The organism is Rapidithrix thailandica (assembly GCF_039710355.1).
Lineage (GTDB): Bacteria > Bacteroidota > Bacteroidia > Cytophagales > Flammeovirgaceae > Rapidithrix > Rapidithrix thailandica.
Genome location: NZ_JBDKWZ010000001.1, coordinates 92,380 through 117,974, shown reverse-complemented (window position 1 = coordinate 117,974; position 25,595 = coordinate 92,380). Strand labels below are relative to the sequence as shown.

At 43.4% G+C, this 25,595-nt stretch carries 14 protein-coding genes; 7 read left to right on the top strand and 7 right to left on the bottom strand.

Going from position 1 to position 25,595, the window contains the following annotated elements:
- Positions 1-53 precede the first annotated feature (53 nt).
- On the bottom strand, positions 54-446 hold the full coding sequence (locus AAG747_RS00375) for a hypothetical protein (RefSeq protein ID WP_346819127.1): 393 nt from the start codon (positions 444-446) through the stop codon (positions 54-56).
- Positions 447-669: 223 nt separating this feature from the next.
- On the opposite strand from AAG747_RS00375, the gene AAG747_RS00370 reads away from it, so the two are divergent.
- The gene (locus AAG747_RS00370) at positions 670-1,236 is read left to right on the top strand and encodes a pentapeptide repeat-containing protein (RefSeq protein ID WP_346819126.1); all 567 of its coding nucleotides are present in this window, start codon (positions 670-672) and stop codon (positions 1,234-1,236) included.
- Positions 1,237-1,435: 199 nt separating this feature from the next.
- On the opposite strand, the gene AAG747_RS00365 is transcribed toward AAG747_RS00370, so the two are convergent.
- From AAG747_RS00365 to AAG747_RS00340, 6 genes are all read right to left on the bottom strand, one after another.
- Complete coding sequence (locus AAG747_RS00365; protein WP_346819125.1) at positions 1,436-4,021, bottom strand: DUF4132 domain-containing protein; 2,586 nt, start codon at positions 4,019-4,021, stop codon at positions 1,436-1,438.
- Positions 4,022-4,555: 534 nt separating this feature from the next.
- A complete protein-coding gene (locus AAG747_RS00360) occupies positions 4,556-7,174 on the bottom strand; it encodes a DUF4132 domain-containing protein (protein WP_346819124.1) in 2,619 nt (872 codons plus the stop codon).
- Between the two features lie 476 nt (positions 7,175-7,650).
- Positions 7,651-8,373 carry an ABC transporter ATP-binding protein gene (locus AAG747_RS00355; protein WP_346819123.1) on the bottom strand — a complete coding sequence of 241 codons (723 nt, stop codon included), beginning with the start codon at positions 8,371-8,373 and terminating at the stop codon, positions 7,651-7,653.
- 106 nt (positions 8,374-8,479) lie between these two features.
- Entirely contained in the window at positions 8,480-11,446 is a 2,967-nt protein-coding gene (locus AAG747_RS00350; RefSeq protein ID WP_346819122.1) for a tetratricopeptide repeat protein, read from the bottom strand.
- 433 nt (positions 11,447-11,879) lie between these two features.
- The gene (locus AAG747_RS00345; protein ID WP_346819121.1) at positions 11,880-13,292 is read right to left on the bottom strand and encodes an ATP-dependent DNA helicase; all 1,413 of its coding nucleotides are present in this window, start codon (positions 13,290-13,292) and stop codon (positions 11,880-11,882) included.
- Between the two features lie 132 nt (positions 13,293-13,424).
- Positions 13,425-14,894 carry an ATP-binding cassette domain-containing protein gene (locus tag AAG747_RS00340; protein ID WP_346819120.1) on the bottom strand — a complete coding sequence of 490 codons (1,470 nt, stop codon included), beginning with the start codon at positions 14,892-14,894 and terminating at the stop codon, positions 13,425-13,427.
- 241 nt (positions 14,895-15,135) lie between these two features.
- Here AAG747_RS00340 and AAG747_RS00335 point away from each other — a divergent pair, with 241 nt between their 5' ends.
- The 6 genes from AAG747_RS00335 to AAG747_RS00310 all read left to right on the top strand — a co-directional run bounded on the left by AAG747_RS00335 (position 15,136) and on the right by AAG747_RS00310 (position 25,402).
- A complete protein-coding gene (locus AAG747_RS00335; protein WP_346819119.1) occupies positions 15,136-16,851 on the top strand; it encodes a M61 family metallopeptidase in 1,716 nt (571 codons plus the stop codon).
- Positions 16,852-17,149: 298 nt separating this feature from the next.
- Positions 17,150-17,743, top strand: coding sequence for an RNA polymerase sigma-70 factor (locus tag AAG747_RS00330; RefSeq protein WP_346819118.1), 594 nt, complete (start codon positions 17,150-17,152; stop codon positions 17,741-17,743).
- Between the two features lie 271 nt (positions 17,744-18,014).
- Positions 18,015-19,055, top strand: coding sequence for a FecR family protein (locus tag AAG747_RS00325; protein WP_346819117.1), 1,041 nt, complete (start codon positions 18,015-18,017; stop codon positions 19,053-19,055).
- A 191-nt stretch (positions 19,056-19,246) separates the two neighbouring features.
- Positions 19,247-22,666 carry a TonB-dependent receptor gene (locus AAG747_RS00320; RefSeq protein ID WP_346819116.1) on the top strand — a complete coding sequence of 1,140 codons (3,420 nt, stop codon included), beginning with the start codon at positions 19,247-19,249 and terminating at the stop codon, positions 22,664-22,666.
- A gap of 52 nt (positions 22,667-22,718) precedes the next feature.
- On the top strand, positions 22,719-24,242 hold the full coding sequence (locus tag AAG747_RS00315; protein WP_346819115.1) for a RagB/SusD family nutrient uptake outer membrane protein: 1,524 nt from the start codon (positions 22,719-22,721) through the stop codon (positions 24,240-24,242).
- Positions 24,243-24,427: 185 nt separating this feature from the next.
- Entirely contained in the window at positions 24,428-25,402 is a 975-nt protein-coding gene (locus tag AAG747_RS00310) for a phosphatidylinositol-specific phospholipase C (protein ID WP_346819114.1), read from the top strand.
- The last annotated feature ends 193 nt before the right edge of the window (positions 25,403-25,595 follow it).

Below are 25,595 nucleotides of genomic sequence, written 5' to 3'. Positions count from 1 at the left end.
GGTTTTAGTTTTTCTGTCAGTTTAAAAAATCCCTTCTCTGTGAATGCAACCGATCACCCTCCTACCAAAGGGGTTAATTTCACAAAGCTGATAGAGGTGCTATCACTAATCAATACCTCTTGTTCCAGGCTTTCGGCTTGTTCATCGTCCACCAATACAAAATAGCCGTTTTTTTGAAAGGCATCCCATGCGATATATACCTGCTTTTCCGGGTCGATGGTGCGTTTCTGTTTGAGTTTATAGCCATTCAAGGTTTTTTCAGCATCGTTGGGCTGTACCAGTCCATTGAAATACTCCGGAAGCTTTTGGTTATACGCTTCTACTTCCGCATATACTCTGGCAGTGATCAGCTCTTTTACGGTGATCCGTTCGTTTTCCAGTGCTACTTCAATTTCACTGATGAGCTGTCCGGTGAGACTTTCGTCTTTGATGGTTACGGTTTTCATATGTTCTTTCAGTTTAAAAAGCAAAAAGGTCAGTATTCTTTGCTGTAAAATACATTTTCCTCCTAACGTTTACACGTCAATGAAGTTTTCTCTATCGCGAAAATATTCTATCAGTCCGTAAACTATTTACGAAGTAAAATGAATTTGAAAATTCTGCCGCATAGCCAAAAATTCCTTGGGTATAAATGGTAAACTTGTACACAAATCATACTGTACAATAGCCATGACTGAAGCTTACCAAGAGACTTTTAAAGAGCAAGACTTTTCACAGCAAGTACTCCAAGACCGGACTTTTGAAGAATGTCATTTCATTCAATGTGATTTTTCAAAGGCTTCTCTCAATAAATCCCTTTTCCGGGAATGCATTTTTACGGATTGTAATTTCAGCAACGTCCACTTTCCGGACACCTCCTTTCAGGAAGTGCGGTTTGAACAATGCAAACTCATGGGACTCGACTTCTCCACTTGCCGTCCTTTATTACTGGAAATGGCTTTTCAACAATGCCGTATCGACCTTTGTACTTTCCGGAATATAAAAATGAAAAAGACGCCCTTCAGCCATTGCGAGCTGATAGAATGCGACTTCTATGAAGTAGACCTGGAAGCGGCAGATTTTAGCCTGACGAACTTGCGCGGTACCCGTTTCGAACAAGTCAACCTGAAAAAAGCCGACTTTCGAGGAGCGCAACATTACGACTTCAACCCCCTGAACAACCCCATTCAAAAAGCAAAGTTTTCTTATCCGGAAGTACTGGTCTTTTTAAAGGATTTTCAGATCGATATTGAGTAGACCTTTATAAGGTTGGAGGATTGAGGGATTGAAGGGTTGAGGGGAGTAAATTACGTTTCTGAAATCTTCCATAGATATATACTGGGAAAGGAACATGGGTATAAAGCATTCTTTTTTAATCTTTGACACCATCATCGCTTCGCTCAAACACTCATCCTTTCCCAGTATTAGCAACTAAAACCCAACAAACAGTTACCAACTATCGCTTCAACTGTGAAAGAATAGTCGGATCGGTGATTTTATCATCTTCCGCTAATAAGAAGGCCTTACTCAAGACCACTGATAAGCCCCGGTCGCCTTCAAACGGTAGGAAAACATTCTCCGATTTGGTCGTAGACTTCCGGTCGGGTACAATACAGAGGTATTGATCATTCGGCTCCATCAGGATATTGGTACTTCCGATATGGATTTTGTAATCGCGAACCTTGCCTTTCACTTTCAAAAAGCGCCCGTCAACTTCCGCTACCTTCTTGATTTTCAAACGAGGAATTAAGGTCTCCAACACTTTTTTACGCGTCTGAGCTACTTCGGTCAGATCGCCAAAAGAATAAGACGTCCAGTAATCGCGGTACTGTGGAATTCCTCCGTTGTCACGCCATTCCGGATCGTTCCCCACACTACATACCCCCACAAACAAATCCACATCCCGCATCACTTCCGATAGCACTATTTTGGGAATATCTACCATTTGAAGCACCTCCCCACTTTCCCTATTGATAAAACGCACCTGGTCGGTCGCCACATACAGCCAAATCCCCGCATCGTTATAGGCATCGTCCTCATGGATTTCATTGATCCAATATTCGGCTTCTATCCCATGCTCAGGCAGAGAAAATGAGGCAATGGTATTGTCACGGCCATCATCATATGCACCCATCAAGGAGTATTTCCAACCTCTCAGTGAGGTCAGGGCATTGAACTGGTGCTGTTTGAGTAAGTGAGCGGCCATCCGGTTGGAATAGGTACGGGTGTTGATTTCCGCTTCGGTCAGCAAATACACTTCCCGGTAGGCTTGCTTCATCGGCTGTTGAATTTCCAGCGCCTCCAGACGCTCCCGCCAGGCCAATGCCGTATCCGTACCCGAGTAGATCGGATGCCATAAGCTTACCTGAATTTCCGGACCAACCTCAACAGGTCGCCCTTTCACATCCTCCCATTGCCCCTTGTGAAAAACCGCCTCTGTTTTTTGCTCGCCCTCCACCAAAGTCCAGATCAACTTTTGAGCAATACCTTTCACCAAACCGTGTTCCAGATAATACTCCTTAAACTTCTCGTAACTCCACACATGGTCTCGAACAAACAGGCGATCGATACGGTCGCGCTGGGCAGTAGTATATTTCTGGATTTGTTTGACTTCGTCTTTCAAGCGTTTCAGACGCTCTTTATGTTTCCGGGTACTTTTGACAAATGCAGGCACCGACTTTTGCGGGTTGCCATCCGGCTTGTACCAGGTCAGTTGGGTCTTGCCAATACCCGTGATGGCCACTTCCAAGTGATAGTCGTCAAAAGCTACTGATTTTTTACCATCTACCAGGTCAAAGTCCGGTACGGAAAGCTCTTCCAACTCTATGGCGGATATGCCCAGCTTTTCGGATGCTTCGTCTATATATTTTTGAATCAGATTTTGAGTGTTATTTTGCCGGATACTCAGTTTCAATCGCGACAAATGGCTGATTCCTTCCACTCCTTTAGAATTAGCCAACACATAAATACAGGCATTGCCTATTCCGGCAGCGACAGGTCCTACTCCCGGGATTTTCTGAAACGCGCGCTCGGTCAACCGGGCCAAAAGCAGTAAACTTTTCCGGTCGTGATAAGCCACCATGGTCCAGACCAGGCCTTTTAGCAAAGCCTTATTTTTGTTTGTAAAATAGGGATTGTCTGAATAATATAGGTTACTTTCTGAACAATCATCGGTATTCTCTTTTAACTCCACTGCAAAGCCCAAAATTTTCTGCGTCATCCGTTTATACTGGTCCTTTTTCAAATCTTTGACCAACTCTTTGGCTTGTTCCAACCACTTTTGAGAAGGTTTGCTCGCAGTGGCGGTCAAAGCATGAAGAAAAACCTCATAAAAAACACCCCGTTCCTCTTCTTTTAAAGCAGCAACTTGCTCATCCACGTATTTTCCCAATGCATCTCCTTCCGACATCTTGTGCTTCGGGTTGACATCCGGAAACAAAACGCCTTCCAGTTTTTCTTTTGCTTTTTGTAGGTCCGAACCCCAAGGGCAGTAATTGAACTCCTCCCATTGCAGCATTTGCTCTAAAAAGGTTTTCAGTTCTTCATCCAACCCATTCTTTTTGACATGTCCTTCTAACTGAATCATGGCAAAGTCAACCGGCATGACGGAAAATCTACCCATATGACGAATATTGGCCGGAGCCTCCTTTAAATAGGTAAAAAGGCTAATCAGCTCTTGAGAAGTAAACTCCAATTTTTGACGTATCAATGATTCGAATAAGGAGTCCGCTATTTTCACAAGATTGGCTTCATACTCCAATGCCGCTTCATTATCAGAGCTATGTATTTCTAAGGGGCTTTTACCTTCAGGGGAAAAAACTTTCATAAAGTCCAAGAGAGAGAAAAGCAGGTCTTTTTTAACACTGGCACCGGACTTCTTAATTTCCTCGTACTTAACGGTATCTGTCAACTTTAAATTCCAGTAAAAATCCCGGTTGAGTCCGGCGATTTCTTTGTGAAGGCTCTCCATCAATTCACAAGTCTCTCTAACGGCCGGGTCTAGTTTATTTTCTTGAAATAACTGTCTTACAAATTTGATCATTACATGTCAATTGTTTTAGGTTTGTATATGGTTTTAGTATTTCTGTTATTTTTAAAAAAGTACTCTGTAAGTTCAAGAAAATACTATTACTTAATCTCTGGGCTTATTTTCCTCCTAACGTTTACACGTCAATGAAGTTTTCTCTATCGCGAAAATATTCTATCAGTTCGTAAACTATTTACGAAGTAAAATGAATTTGAAAATTCTGCCGCATAGCCAAAAATTCCTTGGGTATAAATGGTAAACTTGTACACAAATCATACTGTACAATAGCCATGACTGAAGCTTACCAAGAGACTTTTAAAGAGCAAGACTTTTCACTGCAAGTACTCCAAAACCGGGCTTTTGAAGAATGCTATGTCATTCAATGTGATTTTTTGTTTTAATTACGTTTCTGAAATTTTCCATAGATATACACTGGGAAAGGACATGGGTATAGAGCATTCTTTTTTAATCTTTGACACCATCATCGCTTCGCTCAAACACTCATCCTTTCCCAGTATTAGCAACTAAAATCCAACAAACAGTTACCAACTATCGCTTCAACTGTGAAAGAATAGTCGGGTCTGTGATTTTATCATCTTCCGCTAATAAGAAGGCCTTACTCAAGACCACTGATAAGCCCCGGTCGCCTTCAAACGGTAAGAAAACATTCTCCGATTTGGTCGTAGACTTCCGGTCGGGTACAATACAGAGGTATTGATCATTCGGCTCCATCAGGATATTGGTACTTCCGATATGGATTTTGTAATCGCGAACCTTGCCTTTCACTTTCAAAAAGCGCCCGTCAACTTCCGCTACCTTCTTGATTTTCAAGCGAGGTATTAGCTTCTCCAGCACTTTTTTACGCGTCTGGGCTACTTCGGTCAGATCCCCAAAGGAATAAGACGTCCAGTAATCGCGGTACTGAGGCATCCCTCCGTTGTCACGCCAGGCCGGATCGTTCCCCACACTACACACCCCCACAAACAAATCCACATCCCGCATCACTTCCGATAGCACTATTTTGGGAATATCTACCATTTGAAGCACCTCCCCACTTTCCCTATTGATAAAACGCACCTGGTCGGTCGCCACATACAGCCAAATCCCCGCATCGTTAAAAGCATCATCCGCATGGATTTCATTGATCCAGTATTCGGCTTCTATCCCATGCTCAGGCAGAGAAAACGAGGCAATGGTATTGTCACGGCCATCATCATATGCACCCATCAAGGAGTATTTCCAACCTCTCAGTGAGGTCAGGGCATTGAACTGGTGCTGTTTGAGTAAGTGAGCGGCCATCCGGTTGGAATAAGTACGGGTGTTGATTTCCGCTTCGGTCAGCAAATACACTTCCCGGTAGGCCTGCTTCATCGGCTGCCGGACCTCCAGAACTGCCAAACGCTCCCGCCAGGCCAATACCGTGTCCGTTTCCGAATGGATCGGGTGCCACAAAATCACCTGTGTATCCTGCCCTGTTTCCACAGGTTCCCCTTTCACGTTTTCCCATTGTCCGTTGTACCAAAAGGCCTCTGTTTTTTGCTCGCCCTCCACCAAAGTCCAGATCAACTTTTGAGCAATACCTTTCACCAAACCGTGTTCCAGATAATACTCCTTAAACTTCTCGTAACTCCACACATGGTCTCGAACAAACAGGCGATCGATACGGTCGCGCTGGGCAGTAGTATATTTCTGGATTTGTTTGACTTCGTCTTTCAAGCGTTTCAGACGGTCTTTATGTTTCTGGGTACTTTTGACAAATACAGGCACCGACTTTTGCGGGTTGCCATCCGGCTTGTACCAGGTCAGTTGGGTCTTGCCAATGCCTGTGATAGCCACTTCCAAGTGATAGTCGTCAAAAGCTACTGTTTTTTTACCATCTACCAGGTCAAAGTCCGGTACGGAAAGCTCTTCCAACTCTATGGCGGATATCCCCAGCTTTTCGGACGCTTCGTCTATATATTTTTGAATCAGATTTTGAGTGTTGTTTTGCCGGATACTCAGCTTCAATCGCGATAAATGACTGATTCCTTCCACTCCTTTAGAATTGGCCAACACATAGATACAGGCATTGCCCACTCCGGCAGCGGCAGGTCCTATTCCCGGGATTTTTCGAAAAGCATGCTCAGTCAACCGGGCCAAAAGCAGTAAGCTTTTCCGGTCGTGATAAGCCACCATGGTCCAAATCAAGCCTTTTAACACAAGGGCATTTTTATCTGCAAAATAGGCATGGTGTGTATATTGATAGGTTCTTCCTTGATACTCGTTGGTTTCCACCACTTCTTCCACTTTTAACTCCACTGCAGAGCCCAAAATCTGCTGCATCACCCGTTTATACCGGTCCTTTTTCAAATCTTTGACCAACTCTTTGGCTTCTTTCAACCACTTTTGAGAAGGCTTGCCCGCAGTGGCGGTCAAAGCATGCCGAAAAACCCCGTAAAATACATCCCGTTCCTCTTCTTTTAAAGCAGCAACTTGCTCATTCACGTATTTTCCAAATGCATCTCCTTCCGACAGCTGGTAAGGCTGTGGCTTGTAGTCCGGGTTGTCAACCGAAAACAAAACACCTTCCAGTTTTCCTTTTGCTTTTTGTAGGTCCGAACCCCAATAACGATGATTGGCATCAAACTCCTTCCATTGCAACATTTGCTCTAAAAAGGTTTTCAGTTCTTCATCCAACCCATTCTTTTTGACATGTTTTTCTAACTGGACCATGGCAAAGCCAACCGGCATGGCGGAAAAACTATACACATGACGAATATTGACCGGAGCCTCCTTTAAATAGATAAAAAGGCTAATCAACTCTTGAGAAGTAAACTCCAATTTTTGACGTATCAATGATTTGAATAAGGAGTCCGCTATTTTCACAAGATTGGTTTCATACACCAATGCCGCTTCTTTATCAGAGCTATGTATTTCTAAGGGGCTTTTACCTTTATGGGAAAAAACTTTCATAAAGTCCAGGAGAGAGAAAAGCAGGTCTTTTTTAACACTGGCACCGGACTTCTTAATTTCCTCGTACTTAACGGTATCTGTCAACTTTAAATCCCAGTAAAAATATCGGTTGAGTCCGGCGATTTCTTTGTGAAGGCTCTCCATCAATTCACAAGTATCTCTAACAGCCGGATCTAGTTTATTTTCTTGAAATAACTGTCTTACAAATTTGATCATTACACGTCAATTGTTTTAGGTTTGTATATGGTTTTAGTATTTCTGTTACTTTAAAAAAGCACTCTGTAAGTTCAAGAAAATACTATTACTTAATCTCTGGGCTTATTTTCCTCCTAACGTCTTCACGTCAATGAAGTTTTCTTGTATGCGAAAATATCCGGTCAGACCGTAAACTATTTACGATGTCTTTTTTTTCATTGCCAAAAAGCTGGTTTCCAAGTTGAACACACGTAAATAGCTGGTTAAAAAGCAAGTATGGGGATGGATGGAATGACCTTGGAGTTTCTAAATTCATTCAAACGATAAAACCATGCGGCTTACTCAACAAAGTACAAGTTCATATATTATCGCATCACTGAGAAATCTTTTCAGGAATTCACTAAAAAGGCCCTCAAAAAAATTGAGGACCTTTCTGCGAGCTATATTTCAATAAAAATTTTCAAACGGTTGGCCGGATCTGTATTAGGCGAACACACTTATTCCGTTTCAGCCAATCTCACGGCTTTTTTTACATGTTCATTGGCTTGATCGGTTTCTATCAAACCATCCCGCATTCGCACAATCCGGTGTGCATACTGAGCAATATCTTCCTCGTGAGTTACCATGATGATGGTGTTCCCCATAGAGTGAAGTTGGTCAAATAAATCCATAATGTCGTAAGAGGTTTTGGTGTCCAGGTTACCCGTGGGTTCATCCGCCAGGATAATACTGGGATTGTTCACCAAAGCCCGGGCAATGGCTACCCGCTGGCGTTGCCCTCCCGAAAGTTCGTTGGGTTTATGCTTGTAGCGATTGCCCAAACCTACATTTTCCAGGGCTTGTAAGGCTTTCTCTTCCCGCTCCGCTTTGCTATACCCGGCATATACCAATGGCAAAGCCACATTTTCGATGGAGCTGGACCGGGGCAGCAAGTTAAAGGTCTGAAACACAAAGCCGATTTCTTTATTCCGCACCTCCGCCAATTCATTCTCACTCATATTGCTCACATCCTGGCCGTTAAGAAAATACGCACCTCCTGAGGGGCTGTCCAAGCAACCGATAATATTCATCAAGGTGGACTTTCCCGAACCGGAAGGCCCCATAAAGGCCACATATTCTCCCCGGTTGATTTGGATACTGATGGATTTCAAAGCGTTGATTGTTTCGCTCCCCATTTGATAGGTGCGGGAAATATCTTTGGTGCGGATTACTTCACTCATGCCAGTTTGTATTTTAAAGTGTTCCTAGAAAGTTACTCTATTTTTTTGAAACAAAAGAACATTTTATCACAATCCTTCGAGAAGCGACTCTTCTGTTCCCTACGAATTAACTATCTGCTTCCCAATCTTCAAAGCGTTTTTCCATTTCGGACTTTTTAGCGTTATAAACCTTCATAAATTCCTGATATTGGGTGCGGGTAAGCAAACGCTCCAAGTCTTCCAAGCCCGTTTCGGCATAACTGTCGAAGTACAGTTCCAGGCATTTGAGGACATAAGCTTTGAGCAATTTGGTAGAACGCTCATTCAACATGGTAGCATTGAGCAAGACTTCATACGCTTCGTCTTCTCTTTGTTCCGAGGTATAGAATTTGGCAAAATCCAGGTAAATATCTTCTTTAAAGGGTAATTGCCTAATCGCATTTTTATAGGCCTGTTCGGCCTGAGCAGTATCGCCTTTGTGCTGATAATAAGCCGCTTGGTAATAGGATTTTAACCCAAGCTCTTGTGCGGCATACTGTGCACTCTCCACTTTTTGCAGAAACTCCTCCGATATTTTACCTTGCATATGCGCAAGTCGCAATTGTACATGTGTTACCAAGGGTTGTATTCTTTCCTCCACAACTTCTCCTTCCAGTTGCGCGATCAGCTGCCCTGCCTCTTCCAGAAGCGATCGATCCAAATACCATTGGGCGCGCTCTACTATCGCCACCACTTTATATTGACTATCCCGGATGGTTTCACAAATTTCATCAAATATTCTGGTAGGCACTTTCGCTTGATGGTAATGCAAAAAGCGGTATTTGTTAAGATCTGTCACTTCTTGTGATGTAAAATCCATCTTTTTCAAACTGTCCGGGGAAAGCAACCTTAACATATCATCGGCCATGGCTTTGATATCCGTTGCTTCACTGGTAGCCAGCCTTCCCCAACTTTCCAATGCCTCTTCTTTGTCTTCCAACTCCGACTGCGCAATGGCCATGCTGATCAAAGCCCCTTGGTTGCCCCTTTGATAAGCCTGTCTGAAATAGTAGGCCGCCTGATTAAATTCCCCTTGCCGGATCAACCATAAGCCCAACAGGTTCGGGTAGTAGCTGTTGATGCTATAAGCTGTTCCGTAGATCTCTTTCAAAAGTTCAACAGCCGTCAATAGTTCCCCTTGGGAATAATGTACAATGGATTTGCCCAGTAACAGATATTCTCTGAAATGAGCGTTCTCCGGCTGATAGGCAAAATCGTTCAACCATTTGGGCAATGAATCCGGGGCCTCCTTACGGTGGTTTATTGTAAAATTATACAGATAGCATAAATTGGGTGTGTATAATATTGAGTCCTGCAAAAAGGCCTTTTTCAAAGGTTTCTTATCCACTTCCTCAAATTTATTCCGGTAGGTCAGTTGGTTGCTTATATTCCCGATATAATCGTTGCTGATGGAGGCAATATCAATATCCACCTCTTGAAAGTAATCGTACTTGGTCAACAAGGCAAACAAATTACTTTCTACAATATCGGGAAACTGACTGTACTCCCTTCCTTTATCAAAAAAGTAAAAGACACTATCGGCTATTTGAGTTTGATTGTACAATAATGCCAGATTATTGTACAACTCCCCGCTTTTCGGAAAAACCTCAATCCCTTCCCTCAAGTCAAAAATAGCTTCAAAAAACTGTTTGTTCTTAAACATCAAGTCCGCCATATTTGCATATGCATAGGGGCTGGGCTTCTTCTGTAAGGCACTTTTGAAAAAGACATAGGCCGCATCATTATTCCCTTGTACCCGGGCCAGTTCTCCCAAAGAGTAAAAGGGGCGGTGACTCAAGCGGTCATATCCTTGAGCCAGGTTGTAATACTGTCCACTGGTATGCAAGTCATTTTCCACCCGGCTGATGTCTCCCAACCCGATAAAGTACGCGGATTTCGCTTGTTTATACTGCAGCATCCCCGACTTGGCCACTAAGGCTCCGGCAATGATCAAGCCGATCAGCCATGCCGCCCAGAAATCGACTTTTTGGGGTTCGTACACCACCTTGTGTACTTTATGATTTTCCAGGTAATCGATGTAATTCAGTATCGTATAGATGACGAACATCAAGCCAAAGCCAATATGGCTGTACAAGATCACATCTTCAAACACCTCAATCAAAGGGTCGTTAGCGGTAGCCAATGCCAATGCGATGATCGAAAAACTGACCGTAGCCATAGAGAGGTAGAGGAAGGCCCCGGTAGGTGCAAAATCCATCACCCCTTTATACTGCAACTCCCGTAAGCGCCAGCCCCAAAGTCCAATCAAGGCGGTCAAAACTAACAGGGCAAAAGGGTGCAGATAATAAATTCCCCAGTCTATTCCCATGGTAAAATGAATATAGGTATAAGCCAGGTTTAAAAAATAAATGACACACAAAATCAGAAAATGCAAACTGGAACCTTTGCTTTCTTCGTGATTAGCATAGGTGATCAAGTACAGAATTCCGCGGATAATCTCATGCCCGTTGATAATGGAAAAAGAAAGCACAAAAATAATGGGCCCGGCAATGCCTTGATTACTCAGGTACATGGCCGGATCTTCCACTTGCCCCTGTGTATAAGCAATGATATAGAGTGCTATGGTAATTCCCAGATAAATCCCAAAACGAGTCAGGTAGTGAGTCCCCCGCCTAAAACTATGGAAATAAAAACTCAAAGGTGCATATGCCAGAATGGTGATGACCAAAAACGCTTTATCATGTATCTGTTTAAATACACCTAACGATTCAATGCCCAGACTCCCTAAAATAATCACAAAACTGGCAATCCCCACGTAATAAAACGTCCGGCTTAAATCCGAAATACTGGTAAGAAACAATAACAAGCCAAACGTAAAGAGGCTAAAATAAACCGAATAGGTCCATGACTTGATCTGGATACCGGAGGCTTTAAAGGTATCGGTGAGTAGATAGCTGTCTGCAGGGATGGTAAAGTCAAAGAGGTTTTTGGTAAAGCGATCGAGAACTACCTTTACAATTTCCAGACTGGGTTCTGTACTCCACTGTATCACCATGGCATTTCCCATCAAAAGGGCATACAATGTAAAAGCCATGCAGACAAGTAATAAAAATAAGCTGAACAAAAAGAAAATTCGGTAGGATTTCGGCCATGCATTCCAGAAGAAAAAATTGTTCATTTGCTATTTGGTTAATTTCTGTTTTGAAATTCTAAGAAAAAATTATTTGGTTAAGTACAATGCGGAGAATTATTTCCTTCATTCCTCAGCTCTTCTTCACATCTAAAATCTCCACCCTAAAAATAGTACTTATCCTGGAACCCTGCTTACTTATCTTGCTAGTTTTTTAATTTTTACTGGAAAATTCCAATTTCCCGGATCCTCAAAGCAAAACACTTGAGATAGCGTACTTGATAGTAGGGATTTATTCAAAGAAAGACGGGCCATGATGGTATACCGTATCGGGCCAAAGCAGCAAGCGTTAAAACTCAGGTTTCCACCCGGGATTAAAAAGCGCCTATTCGGTTATCTATTCAAAAAAATCAGGCGAAAAATTTACCAGATACAACTCATCCGAAGCACGGGTAATGGCCGTATACAGCCAGCGCATGAGTTCTACATTTTTACGTTCTTCGGTCAGGTAGCCCAAGTCCACAAACACGGAATTCCACTGTCCTCCCTGCGACTTATGGCAGGTAAGAGCATAGGCAAATTTTACCTGAAGCGCATTAAGGTACGGATCTTTCCGGATCATACTGTTTCGCTTGGTCCGGTCTTCTATGTCCATATAGTCCTGTTGAACGAGTTCGTATAATTTGTTGAGTTGTTCCCGGTCCAGATTCGGAGTGAAAGAATGCAACGTTTCCAGGTGAATTTTAACGTCCACTGTATCATGGTCGGGATAATCCACTAAACGCAAAGTCAAATCGGCAAAGCGGAAGCCATGCATTTCTTCGTAATTTCTCACTTTCAACACTTCCACAAATTCCCCGTTGGCCAAAAAGCCCGCCGGAGAGTTTTCCGGTAGCCAATGGTAATCATTTTTGACGATCATCAGCAAATCCCCGGCTTCCAGTTCGTCTTCCGAAAAGTTAATTTGCCTACGGATAAACTGGTTGTATTGTGTTGCCGCCCGGTTTGTACGGCACACCACCACCGTATTTTCAATGCCGAATTTGTCATACGCATAGCGCAAACCATCTTCCAGGCGGTCGCCTGTCATACGGTAGATATCTTTAAAATGCTGAGTATCCAGATGCATGGCAAATTCTTGTTGTGCTATTTGGTTGCGCACCCGGGTGGCATTTTCCAATATTCCGGAAGCGACTTCCTGCCGCACTACTTCATCCAGTTCACAAGAAGTCACCTGAAGATGAAACTCATCCTGCAATACATGCGCATCCAAAGCCGGGCTCAGCTCCTGATGTACCGGTGGCAATTGGGCGGTGTCCCCGATCAACAATAATTTGTTGCCGGAATTCGGCTTTTGAAACACATAACTGATCAATTCGGAAAGCAATCCCTTTCCTCCCATTTCGTTCAGGTCATTGATCATAGAAGCTTCGTCCACAATAAAAAAAGTGTCCTTATAAGTATTGCTTACCCGTTTGAAGATCAAGCGGCCGGAATAAGGATCTTCTTCTTGTTTGAAGATGATTTTATGAATGGTAAACGCCCTCCGGTTGGTGTAAGAAGCCATTACCTTGGCTGCCCGGCCCGTGGGTGCCAGCAACAGACTTTTGTAGTCGTAAGCCCGTAATGTACGAATCAGACTGGCCAACACAGAAGTCTTTCCTGTTCCCGCATATCCCTTTAATAAAAAAGTACTTCTCGCCTTTTTTTTCTCCAAAATAAATGCCCCCAAACGCTCAAAAAGCGCTTTTTGCCCCTCGGTAGGCGTGTGTATAAAATTATGGGTTAACAGTATTGACGGTTCTTGCATAAAATGATAGGTTGCCTGATTTCGTGGGTTCAAAGCTACGATTTTTTTTGGAAGCCTACTTTACAAACAGGCAAGCAGAAAACAAAAACCTTTAGGAATTTTTGCTTCCTGCCTTTTATCTTCTTTCATCACTTATTGGATTTCTCCTTCTTGAATATAAGTATGCCGCTGAACGAACGAAGGAATCTCCTCCGGATAGTGCGTAATAAAAATCAGCGTAGAAGTACTATCAGCCATCAGTGTGTCCAATAAGTAATTCGCCTTGGCAATACCTTCCTCATCCAGGCCTTGATAAGCTTCATCCAGCAAAATCAATACGGGATGTTTGATCAATGCCCGGATCAAAAGTACCAACCGTTGCTCCCCAAATGACAGCTGGGAGAACACCCTGTTTTTGATCGCGGATAAGTCGAAATATTCCAGAAACAAGTCGATCAGATGTTCCTCCTCTTCTGTCAGTTTTCTTCGTAGAGTCATGGTTTCGAAAAAGCCTGTGGCAATGGTTTTCCAACAAGTGTAACGGGGATTAAAATACAAATGCAGTTCCGAGGAAATAAAACCTACTTTCTCTTTAATTTCCCAAATGCTTTCTCCACTTCCTCTTTTCCGGTCAAAAAGAACGATATCGTTCGCATAGGCTTGTGGATGATCTGCATACAACAGACTTAATAAGGTAGACTTCCCGGAACCGTTGTGCCCGATCAAAGCTACTTTTTCTCCTTGCCGTACTTGCCAATGTATATTTTTCAAGGCGGTTTTTTGACCATACCGGATGTTCACACCATTCAAAGCCACAACTTGCCGGTACTTGTGAGGCCTTTGCGGATGACTCCACTTTGTTTTCAACACTCCCAACAAATCCTTTTTATACTCTTCTGGCTTTATCTTCAGAGGATTTGCATCCTCCCGGAGCACTCCGTGATAATCTGCTTTTCCCTTGTCCAAAGCCAACTCATGTGTGATCAAGTCCATGGGTAAATCTTTGCGTTGGCCCGTCAGGATCAATTGGATTTCATGCTCTTGACATAACTTCTCCAGCCAATGGTTAAACTCCCTCCGGCTGGCTTCATCCAGCCCCAGGTAAGGATTGTCTAAAATCAACACTGCCGGATCTTTTAAAACGGCACGGACCAACTGTAACTTTCTGCGTTGCCCACTGGAAAGCTTTATCAATTCCAGCTCCAGCAAAGGACTTACCCCGCTATTGGCCAGTAGGACTTGATGCTCCTCTTTCTCTAATTCAAATCCATTGGCTTCCAGATAAGTATGCACTTTATGACTCCTCCCGGCGTCAGAAGCATTGAAACGTTGTTGATAATAGTGTTGATTGAGTTGAATCAGGCGGTTATCTTCTCCAAAGCTCACGAGTTGAATTTTCTTCCGAAATGTATCCATGGGTAGCTCTTCACCCTTTTGAGAAATTTTCAGACAGCCTTCCCGGATAAAATGCTTTCCCCCCAAGGTTTCTAACAAGGTCGTTTTTCCTGCTCCAAGCGTACCACTGATCCACCAATGTTCACCGGGGCGGATGGTACAGGAAACTTGATCAAGTACGCGCTTTCCCTTAAGGTCTACGCATATGTTTTCTATAGATATAAGCATGATGCAGATTGAATTTTAGCCGGTGTGGGCTTTTCCCTTCGTTTATTCCAAGATCAATTCGGACCTTTTCTCTGTATAATTGGGAAAATTAGTAAAAAAGCCGGCAAAATGAAGTTCTTTTCTTGAAAGGAAAACGGACCGGAAAAATTGCGGGAATATATTGCTAGCTTCTTTGCCTGTTTCACCAATAAGTCTGCATTATTTATAACTTTACTTTTTGAATAAAAAAACACGAGTACCCATGATTTACAAAGTATCCTACCAATATCCCACACAACAATATATCGATTTCGAACTGATCATAGAAAAGAACCGTCAGGACCTGTTGGAGCTTCAGTTGCCCGCTTGGCGACCAGGTCGTTATGAATTGCAAAACTTTGCAAAAAACATTCAACGGTTTACCGTAGAAGACGGACAAGGCAAAGCACTTCCTTTTCAAAAAGTCACCAAAGACCGTTGGCAAGTGAGCACAGGAGGCGCTAGTACCGTAGTTGTAAAATACAATTACTTTGCCCGGCAGATGGATGCCGGAGGAAGTTGGTTGGATGAAAACCAACTCTATATCAATTGGATTACTTGTGGTTTGGCCATCGCAGGTCGTGAACAGGAGTCCTACCGGATTCAATTAAACATCCCGGAACATTATCAGGTTGCCGGCAGTATGCAGCAGGATGACCAAGGCTATTGGCTGGCAGAAAATTTTGATGCTTTGGTGGAAAAACCCATGATTGCCAGTGGCAGTTTGCTTCACCATTCGTTTCAGGTAGGAATCCATACGTTTCACCTCTGGTTTCAAGGAAATGTACAACCCGATTTTGAAACCATTACCCAACAATTTCAGGCTTATACCAAAGAACAAATCGACCTTTTTGGTGAGTTTCCTTGTAAAGAATACCACTATCTCTATCAAATTCTTCCCTACAAACACTACCATGGTGTGGAGCACAGTGACTGTACGGTCATCACCCTTGGCCCGGACGAACTCTTTGATTCCGAAGTCATGTACAATGACTTTTTGGGCGTGAGCTCTCATGAGTTATTCCATACCTGGAACATCAAGCGCATCCGTCCGGCAGAAATGTGGCCCTATGATTACAGCCGTGAAAATTACTTCCGCACAGGCTTTATAGCCGAAGGCATCACCACCTATTACGGAGATTACTTATTGGCTCGTTCCGGTGTATGGGACGTATCTTTTTATTTTGAAGAACTCAACAAACTGTTCAAAAGACATTTTGAAAATTTTGGCCGTCATAATCTATCCGTAGCCGATTCATCGTATGACTTATGGTTGGATGGCTATAGCCGGGGCATTCCTAACCGGAAAACCTCCATTTATGTAAAAGGGGCCATTGCAGCCATCATTTTGGATCTGGAAATCCGGAAACATACCCACAACCAACAAACACTGGACGATGTGATGCGGGCCTTATGGTCGGAATTTGCACAACAAGGCCGGGGCTTTACCGAAGAAGATTACCAAGCACTTGTCAACCGCATTGCCAGAACCGATATGCAACAGTATTTTGAGGAGTGTATTTATGGCAATGTCCCTCTGGAAAACAGGTTGAAAGAAGCTTTGGATTTTATCGGTTGTACCTTGCACGAAAGTAGTCCCGAAAACCTTACGGAAAAGCATTTCGGATTTAAAGTAGCCCGCCAAAACGGAAATTGCACAGTGGATGTCATTGCTCCTCATTCTCCGGCAATGGATACGCTCTGCCTGGGAGATGAGATCATTGCCTTCAATGGCAAAAAAGTCACTGATAATCTCAATAGTTTACTGAAAGAGACAGACCTGGTAGAAATCGCCTTTTTCAGAAACAACTTATTACACAAGCGCACACTCAAAAAAGAAGGACCTTTCTTTACTACTTTTGAAATCGATTTTCAGGAAAACAGAAGTCAAGCACAAAAAGACAATTTCCGGCTTTGGTTGAAGCAGGAAGGCAATTAAATAAAGGTAGAGGGATTGGAGGGTTGAAGGATTGAAGGGAATTGAAAGACTGGAGGATTTCACTACCTTCCAACAGGGCACCTATTCTGGGGAGCCTTGTTGGGTGGATGAGTGAATTGGTGAGTGGGTGGATGAGTGAATTGGTGGATGAGTGAATTGGTGAGTGGGTGAATTGGTGAGTGGGTGAGTGGTTGCGTTTCTTGGCAAAAGTTCATAAATTATTAACTGTGGCCTTTTTTGATCCCCAACGCTTTAGAGTAGTTTTGATTATACATCAATAGCGACTCCCATATTTGCTATGAAGAAACAACCCACTTACCCTGATCATGAGTTATTTGAACAAATAAAACAAGGCAGCACCACCTGTCTGGAAGTTTTATTTGAAAGGTATTACAACAGGCTATGTGAATTTGCCGAGATATTTGTAAAAAGTCCCGATTTCGCTCAGGAAATCGTCTCGGATGTGTTTTTAAAATTATGGGAAAAGAAAGAGCATATCATCATTCATAAAAACCTGAAAACCTACTTATTCACTTCTACCCGCAATCACTGTCTGAATTTTCTAAAAAAAGAAAAAGTCCAACTGGAACAACTCGATTCCCAAGCGTCACTACCATCACAACAAGCAGAAGCCGAGGCTTCCATGAATTACAATGAGTTGATGAATGCTTTTGAAAAATTGGTGGAAGAAATGCCCAGCCAGAGAAAAACAGTATACAAACTCAATAAGATTGAAGGCCTGAAATACAAAGAAATTGCAGAGCTTTTATCTATTTCCATCACTACGGTACAAAGTCATATGGTCAAAGCCAATAAATTTATGACCGAAAAATTTGTGCAAATCCACCCTTTAAGTTTGATCTTCTACTTTTTAGTATTTCCTTTTTTATAAGAAAGTGAAAAATACCTCAAGCTTTCGTCACCAAGGTTCACGGCTCCGCTTTTTTATCCGTTGTCAATAATACTCTTTCCAGCTCTTCTCCGGTTTGTCACAATTCCTTAACTCAATTTCATTTAACGTTAACAAAATCGGCTCATAGGTCTTTTCCGTTTTTGTTGTCTTAGTAGTGAAGGAGTTAGGGTCTTTAAGACCTGTTCTCTGAATATAAAATTGAAAAAATGTAAATCATTTCTCTTCAAAGAGAAAAATATTGGGCTTGCCAATGGATCATGAACATGTATGGGTATTGATTACAAAATACCTCTCTAAAGAAGCTACCGAGCCGGAAATTGATGAGTTGAAAAAGCTACTGGAATCCAACCGGGAGGCAGAACAGCTATTTCAACAAGTCAGTGCCGTATGGAACAAAAAAGGCAAAGCCCCTCATTCGGACAGGTACCAACTGGAAAGCAATAAACAAGAACTGTTGAGGAACATCCACAGACTGGAACAGGAAAAAACCAAACGACAATCCCCAGTCAATAAACCTACGGTCCGTTTTCCATGGACGCAAGTAGCCGCTACCGCAGGAATTTTGTTGATGGCTGCCGCCATTTACCTGTGGAATCCCATTGAAACCTCGCAAGAGGCCGCTATCCCAAACTGGATTCTATTGGAAAATCCCAAAGGAAAAAGGTCCGTTCACCGCCTGCCGGACGGCAGTAAAGTATATCTGAACACTCACAGTAAACTACGTTTTCAGGAGGGATTCAACGGTTCTGTCCGGGCTTTACAACTCGAAGGAGAAGCTTATTTTGAAGTAGTAAAAAATCCCGAAAAACCCTTTGTAGTACATACGGGAGAAGTAGCCACCAAGGTATTGGGTACTTCCTTCAACGTACGGGCTTTTGCACACGAAGAAGCCTTACAAATTTCACTGGTAGAAGGGAAAGTGGAAGTAAGCAACCCTCAAAGCGCAAAAGATACTGCCGTGTATTTGGCTCCTTTGGAACAATACACTTTCGTAAAGTCAGCAGCCAGTGGAGCAATCAGCCAAGGCTTTGACCCATCCGTTCTTACTGCTTGGAAAGAAAACGTACTGATTTTGGACAACGAACCCATGGATGTGGTTGCCCAAAAACTGGAAAACTGGTATGGCATATCCGTACAACTCAGCCATGCCGGAATCGCCCGTTGCAGGTTGAAGGCCCGGTTTGAAAACGAAGCTCTTCCCAGTGTGATGCAGGTATTGGAATATGCCAATAACTTATCCTGTGCGTATCACGGGGACACTTTATTTATCTCAGGAAAAGGTTGTTACTAATACAAACAGATCTGCCTATGCAAAAATAATTTCCACACATTTCCAAGAAAAGAAGTGCCCGGCCAGGCACTTCCCAACATCGTTAATAAACCCATTTTTCAAGAGGCTCATGATAGTGGAAGTATCATTTGCCTACGGGGGCTTATTGTGTTCAAAATCACCCTTATGGATTTTTAAAAACATTCAAATTTATGAAAAAAAAGTTTATCGAATTATTAATTCTTATGTCCAGAAGCGTAGCATTTGGAATGATACTTCAAAGTATGCTGGTGACGCTGGTTTTTTCCGCTGAGCTGGCCAATGCCCAAAAGCTCAAAAATGTCGTTTTGAGCATAGAAGCCGGCAAAGTATCCTTGGCCCAATCTTTCAAAATCATCGAGAACAGCACTGCTTTCAACTTCTCTTATAACAACGAGAACATTCCGTTAAGAAAGAAAGTAAATATTGACACCAAAAGCGATAACCTGGAAAACATTCTCAGACAACTCTCCAGGGAAGCCGGAGTAAAATTTTTGCGCGTTGACAATCAAATTGTCGTACAAAAGCAAGAAACTGCCGATTTCGACATCATTTCTGATAAGGTAGCACCGGTACAGGAACAAGTGATTTCCGGTACCATTACCGATGCTCAAAACGGGGAACCGATCCCGGGAGTCAGCATATTGATCAAAGGCACCTCCAAAGGAACGGTAAGTGATATCGAAGGCCGTTTTCAGTTATCGGCTCCTGACAATGCCGTTTTGGTTGTCAGCTATGTGGGTTATGTTGCCCGTGAGGTAGCGGTAAACAAGCAAAGTGTCCTCAACATCACATTGGAAACCGATATGATGCAATTGGAAGAAATTGTAGTCGTGGGGTATGGTAGTGTACAGAAAAAAGACTTGACCGGAGCCATCGAAACGGTCAACGCGGAATCGATGGTAGAAGAAAGGCCTATTTATAACGTAGGCCAAATTTTTCAGGGAACTACTCCCGGGGTCATTGTAGTCAATGACGGAGGGGATCCTACTTCTACGCCACAAGTCCGTATCCGCGGAATCGGCACCATGGCTAACGAAGCACCTTTATATGTAGTAGACGGAGTACCGGGTGCCCCTCTGCCTAACCCGGGTGATATCAAATCCATGACAGTATTAAAGGATGCCGCTTCTGCCGCTATTTATGGAGTACAAGCGGCTTCAGGGGTCATTATGGTAGAGACCAAAAAAGGTACCTCCGGAAAAGCTCAGGTTTCGTTAAACGCCTACCGGGGTTTTCAACAAGTATGGAAAAAATTGACTCCCTTGAATGCCCGTGAATATGCCGAAGTAATGAACCTGGCCTTTGACAATGCCGGTTATGCAGACGATTACAACGGCAGGGATTATATCGACGAAAGCAAAAACCCTTACGGTTTCGAAACCCGCACTCAGTGGATGGATGAGATATTCCGCAAAGGAGAAATGCAAAATTACGATTTGAGCGTCAGTGGCGGCAGTGAAAAAGGCAACTTTTTGGCCTCCTTGGGATACCGGAAAATTGAAGGTACCTTGTTAAACACCTACTCTGAAAACTACAATTTCCGTCTCAATAGTAGCTATCATTTGCGCGACAACATCACCATCGGAGAAAACTTGTCGATCAGCCATTCCGATGGAAATTTTGGCGTCAATACCAATTCCGGATATACCGGAGCCATTATCACGGCTATCTACTACCCTCCCAGTGCTGTTATTTGGGACGACAAAGAAAATAACCTCTACAGTGGAGTGACTCCCAGAGACAATATCACATATGCGGGTTCTTACGGAGACCTGATCAACCCGGTGGCTTATCTGAACCGCCTGGACAACCACAGGCCCACCACCACCATCAATGCCAATGCCTTTGTAGATATTGAGTTGTTGCCCGGCTTAATCTATAAATTAAATACGGGCTTGACTCGCATCAACTATACGGAAAAAAGGTTTACTTCTAAAATCACAGAACCCGGTAAAATATTCGATTACAACGAATTATACCAATACAGTTCCGTGCAAACCAAATGGGTAGTGGAAAATACCTTATCTTACGACAAGCAAGTTGGTGATCACTATTTCAAAGTTTTGGCCGGTTTTACCGCCCAGGAAAACAACCGGGAATACTTCTCCATGAGTGCACAAGGTTTTGAAGACGAAGACATCGCCAGAAGATTTTTTCCCAATGCTACCGGACCTTTTGCTCAACCGGACGGCAACCGTTATAAAGACCGCTTGGTTTCCGCTATAGGAAGGGTGAATTATTCATTCAAAGACAAATATCTCTTTACCGGAAGTCTCCGCTACGATGCCAGTGCCCGTTTGCATGCAGACAATCGCGGCAACGTTTTTCCGGCTATTTCCGGTGCCTGGAAAGTATCCAACGAACCTTTTTTACAAGGAATTTCGGTCATCAACAACCTGAAATTAAGAGCCAGTTGGGGAGAAATCGGAAATTTAGGTACTTTAGGAATTTACGATATGTTTTCCGTACTCAGCCGTACCCGGGCCATTCTGGGTGACCCCGCTTCTTATGACAACTACTTAGGCTATGCGGAAAATCGTTTGATCAATCAAGATGTCACTTGGGAAACTTCCCGGCAAACGGATATTGGTTTGGATTTGGCCTTGTTTGACGAAAGTGTAAGCCTGACCTTCGATTATTTTATCAAAGATACGAAAGGCCTCGTCATGGCCCCACCGGTAGTAGGAACCGCAGGCGTAGACGGAGCCCCTTACTTCAATGTAGGAGATACCCGTAACAAAGGTTTTGAGCTTTCGCTGGGCTATCAACAAATGAAGCAAGATTTCAAATACAGTATTTCGGGAAATATCTCAACGGTTAAAAATGAAATGACCCGTTTGGAAAGAGTTCCGGGAATTGCACATAGTCAAAACGTACGGGGAATACTGAGTCCTTTACGCTCAGAAGTAGGCCAGCCTTTATATTCTTTCTATGTATATGAAACAGCCGGTATTTTCCAAACCGATGAAGAAGTGCAAGCCCACAAAGGGCCTGACGGTAACCTGATTCAACAATACGCACAACCCGGGGATTTGAAGTTTGTCGACCAGAACAAGGATGGCAAACTGGACGAAAACGACAAGGTATTCAAAGGCGATGCCTTCCCTGATTTTACATACGGTTTGAATGCCCGTTTCGAATACAAAGGCTTTGACTTGAGTATCTTCTTCCAGGGAGCATCCGATGTAACCGTATTCAACGGAATGAAATTCAGCACGTTAAAACCTACGCAAGGCTATAACATGCTGGCCGATATCAAAAATGCATGGAGTTCCGAAAACCCCGGTTCCGATATCCCGCGAGTTTCCGTCAAGGACGAAAACAATAATTTCGGCACCGTATCCGACTGGTACCTGGAAGACGCTTCCTATATGCGTTTGAAAAACCTGACATTGGGATATTCGTTGCCTTCTTCAGTCATTGACAAAATCGGAGTCAACCAACTGCGTCTCTACTTCACGGCTACCAACCTGTTCACCCTCACAGACTATTCGGGTATGGATCCGGAAGTGATTGTGAACCAAGGCATCGATCAAGGAAGGTATCCGCAAGCCCGTAGTTACATCCTGGGTGTAAATCTGAAATTTTAATTCCAGGATGTAGAGCACAAAAAATTTGTAACAGACTCAAACTATTCAGATAATGAAAAAACCTATATATATTTTTTCTGCATTGCTTGTACTATTATTGAGCAGTTGTGAGAAGTTTTTGGACCTGGAACCCTATGGACCTCCTACTTCAGCCACCTTCTGGAAAAGCGAAGCAGACGCCATCTCCGCGGTAAATGCCTTGTACGAACCCATGCAATGGGATCAAATGTATGGCCGGGGGTATTTCTGGTTTATCAATGCCAGTGATGATATGGTAACCGGTCGGGTAAAAGATGCGCCCGATAAGATCAAAAATTTTATTTGTACCGGAAATGAAGGGTATACCCGAAATATCTGGAGCTATAAGTACAAAGTTATCAAACGGGCGAATGATGTGATCAATAACATTGATAAAATCGAAGAGATTGATACGGCTCTTAAAAACCGCTCTTTAGGGGAAGCCTATTTCTTCAGTGGGGTGATGTACCTGGAATTGGCCTACCACTTTGGTGACCAACGGGCAGGAATCCCTATCATTGACCGGGAGAATATGCTGGATTACAACCTGCCCAGACCCGGAAGCGTCATTGACAATTACCAATACATCGCCAGCGAATTGGAAAAAGCAGCCCAATTACTACCCGAATTTTCCAGCTATGGCGAAGCGGATCGAGGCCGGGCGCACAAACATGCAGCCAATGCCTACCTGGCCAAAACCTACTTGTACTGGGCCCAATACGATCCAGCGCAATATGCCAAAGCCGTTGAAGCAGCCAACCGGGTGATCAATTCCGGAGAGCATGCCCTGATCAACACAGGCAATCCTACGGAGGACTTCAGAGGTGTTTTTTCAGCTGCGAACAATTGGAGTCCCGAGTACATCTGGTCTGTAGTTTCCAACACACAAACCGGAAGCATTTTACCTGGAGTAATGTTTGAAAACAAAGGTTGGGGGAAATACAACGGTTGGGGTTACTACCAGCCTACCAAAGAATTGTTTGACGAATATGAAAACGGAGATGCCCGTAGAGATGTGACCATCTTCAAAGAAGGAACCGTATTTAATTATTTCGGAGAGGATTTTACCTGGACACAGACTTCTAATAACGAGACCGGATATATGTTTGGCAAATACACCGAGCCTTTCCAAAACAAAGACCGGGTAAACCCGAACGGAGACAAACCCACTACCGACCTGAACGTGCCCTTGATGCGCTATGCAGAGGTATTGTTGATCAAAGCAGAAGCATTAATTGCCAGCGGACAAAACGGAGATGCTCCCTTGAATGCGGTGCGGGCACGGGCCGGATTGGCGCCTATCACTGGTGCTACCATCGTGGATTTGAAACATGAAAGAAGATGTGAATTGGCCGGAGAATGGAGCGACCGTCATTTTGATTTGGTCCGTTGGGGAGATGCCGATGCTACCTACGCAAAGCCGTTACACGGCCATGACGGAACTGAAGTATGGCCTGCCCGTCCGCAATTCAATCCGGAAATTCATCATGTATGGCCATTACCTCCCCATGAAATTGAAGCCAGTAACGGAGTTTTAACACAAAACCAAGGCTGGTAATTTAAAGGGGTTGAGGGAATGAAGGAGAGAAGGATTGAGGGAGGGAGTGTAGTCAAATCACTGCCTCTTTCCTTCGCTTTTAACCTTTCAATTGATATACTTATAAGTTCCCATCACAGCTATTTATCGAGCAACTTAACTAGCGACTAACGTTCTTTTCAACTGTTTTTAACATCTTCCTACACATGAAAAAGTTATTCCTTGTATTGTTACTCTTGGCTTTTGGTTTTCAAGCCTGTCAAAATGAAACCGTTGAACCTTTGGCACGGGAATCTTCATCTTCCGGTGCTCCTGTTCCTAAAATAGCCACCGGTGTTTCCTATGAGCTCCACAATTGGATGAGTGCTTTGAACGGAAATCTAAAACTGTCCGAGCTTAGCATTCCGGGCACCCATGATTCCGGGGCACGTTATGACCACCCGTTACTTTCCGGTTCGGCCAAATGCCAGGATCTGACCATAGGAGAGCAATTGGAAGCAGGTACTCGTTTTTTGGACATCCGTTGCCGCCACATTGGTGATGCGTTTACCATCCACCATGGAGTAGTATACCAACATATGAACTTTACGGACGTATTGAACTATTGCTTTAACTTTCTGAATGCTAATCCTACGGAAAGCATTGTCATGTCGATAAAAGAAGAGCATGAACCTGAAAACAATACCCGCTCTTTTGAAGCTACCTTGGAAAGTTACTTACAAGCCAATCCTGACAAATGGTATCTGGCGGAAAATGTGCCTGCCTTAGAGCAAGTAAGAGGTAAAATCGTACTGTTAAGACGCTTTTCGGCAAACAATACGCCCAAAGGGATCAACGCCACTGCCTGGCAAGACAATACGACTTTTGAAATCAATACCCCACAGGCGCTGCTGAAAGTTCAAGATGTATACCAAGTACCGGACAACAACCAGAAATGGAATTCGATTGAAAGCCTGCTCAATGAAGCAAAAACCGGAAACGCTGACAGGTTGTATATCAACTTTACCAGTGGTTATAAACCCGGTTGGTTCGGTATTCCGAATATTCCTACCGTATCCGATGCAATCAACCCCAAAGTGAGCAATTATTTTAGCACTCCGGCCAAAGGGCGTTTTGGGATCATCCCAATGGACTTTGCCGAGGCCAGCCGAAATGCTCGGATCGTAGAAGCCAATTTTTAAGTCACTTAGTTAAAAGAAACCCAATCCCCTGGCAACTCTTCTGATGCCGGGGGAATTATTTAAAAAAACCAAAGCAACTTATTATGATATTAATCGCTTCTTCGATATTACTACCTACATTTCAAATACCAACAACAATAAACAGCCCTAGAAAATAAATTGCTACCGATTCACTACCTGACCGTTATACAAG

Coding starts and splice junctions, on each gene's coding strand:
- AAG747_RS00375 (WP_346819127.1), bottom strand. CDS start 446: ATGAAAACCGTAACCATCAAAGACGAAAGTCTCACCGGACAGCTCATC.
- AAG747_RS00370 (WP_346819126.1), top strand. CDS start 670: ATGACTGAAGCTTACCAAGAGACTTTTAAAGAGCAAGACTTTTCACAG.
- AAG747_RS00365 (WP_346819125.1), bottom strand. CDS start 4,021: ATGATCAAATTTGTAAGACAGTTATTTCAAGAAAATAAACTAGACCCG.
- AAG747_RS00360 (WP_346819124.1), bottom strand. CDS start 7,174: ATGATCAAATTTGTAAGACAGTTATTTCAAGAAAATAAACTAGATCCG.
- AAG747_RS00355 (WP_346819123.1), bottom strand. CDS start 8,373: ATGAGTGAAGTAATCCGCACCAAAGATATTTCCCGCACCTATCAAATG.
- AAG747_RS00350 (WP_346819122.1), bottom strand. CDS start 11,446: ATGGCTTTTACATTGTATGCCCTTTTGATGGGAAATGCCATGGTGATA.
- AAG747_RS00345 (WP_346819121.1), bottom strand. CDS start 13,292: ATGCAAGAACCGTCAATACTGTTAACCCATAATTTTATACACACGCCT.
- AAG747_RS00340 (WP_346819120.1), bottom strand. CDS start 14,894: ATGCTTATATCTATAGAAAACATATGCGTAGACCTTAAGGGAAAGCGC.
- AAG747_RS00335 (WP_346819119.1), top strand. CDS start 15,136: ATGATTTACAAAGTATCCTACCAATATCCCACACAACAATATATCGAT.
- AAG747_RS00330 (WP_346819118.1), top strand. CDS start 17,150: ATGAAGAAACAACCCACTTACCCTGATCATGAGTTATTTGAACAAATA.
- AAG747_RS00325 (WP_346819117.1), top strand. CDS start 18,015: ATGGATCATGAACATGTATGGGTATTGATTACAAAATACCTCTCTAAA.
- AAG747_RS00320 (WP_346819116.1), top strand. CDS start 19,247: ATGAAAAAAAAGTTTATCGAATTATTAATTCTTATGTCCAGAAGCGTA.
- AAG747_RS00315 (WP_346819115.1), top strand. CDS start 22,719: ATGAAAAAACCTATATATATTTTTTCTGCATTGCTTGTACTATTATTG.
- AAG747_RS00310 (WP_346819114.1), top strand. CDS start 24,428: ATGAAAAAGTTATTCCTTGTATTGTTACTCTTGGCTTTTGGTTTTCAA.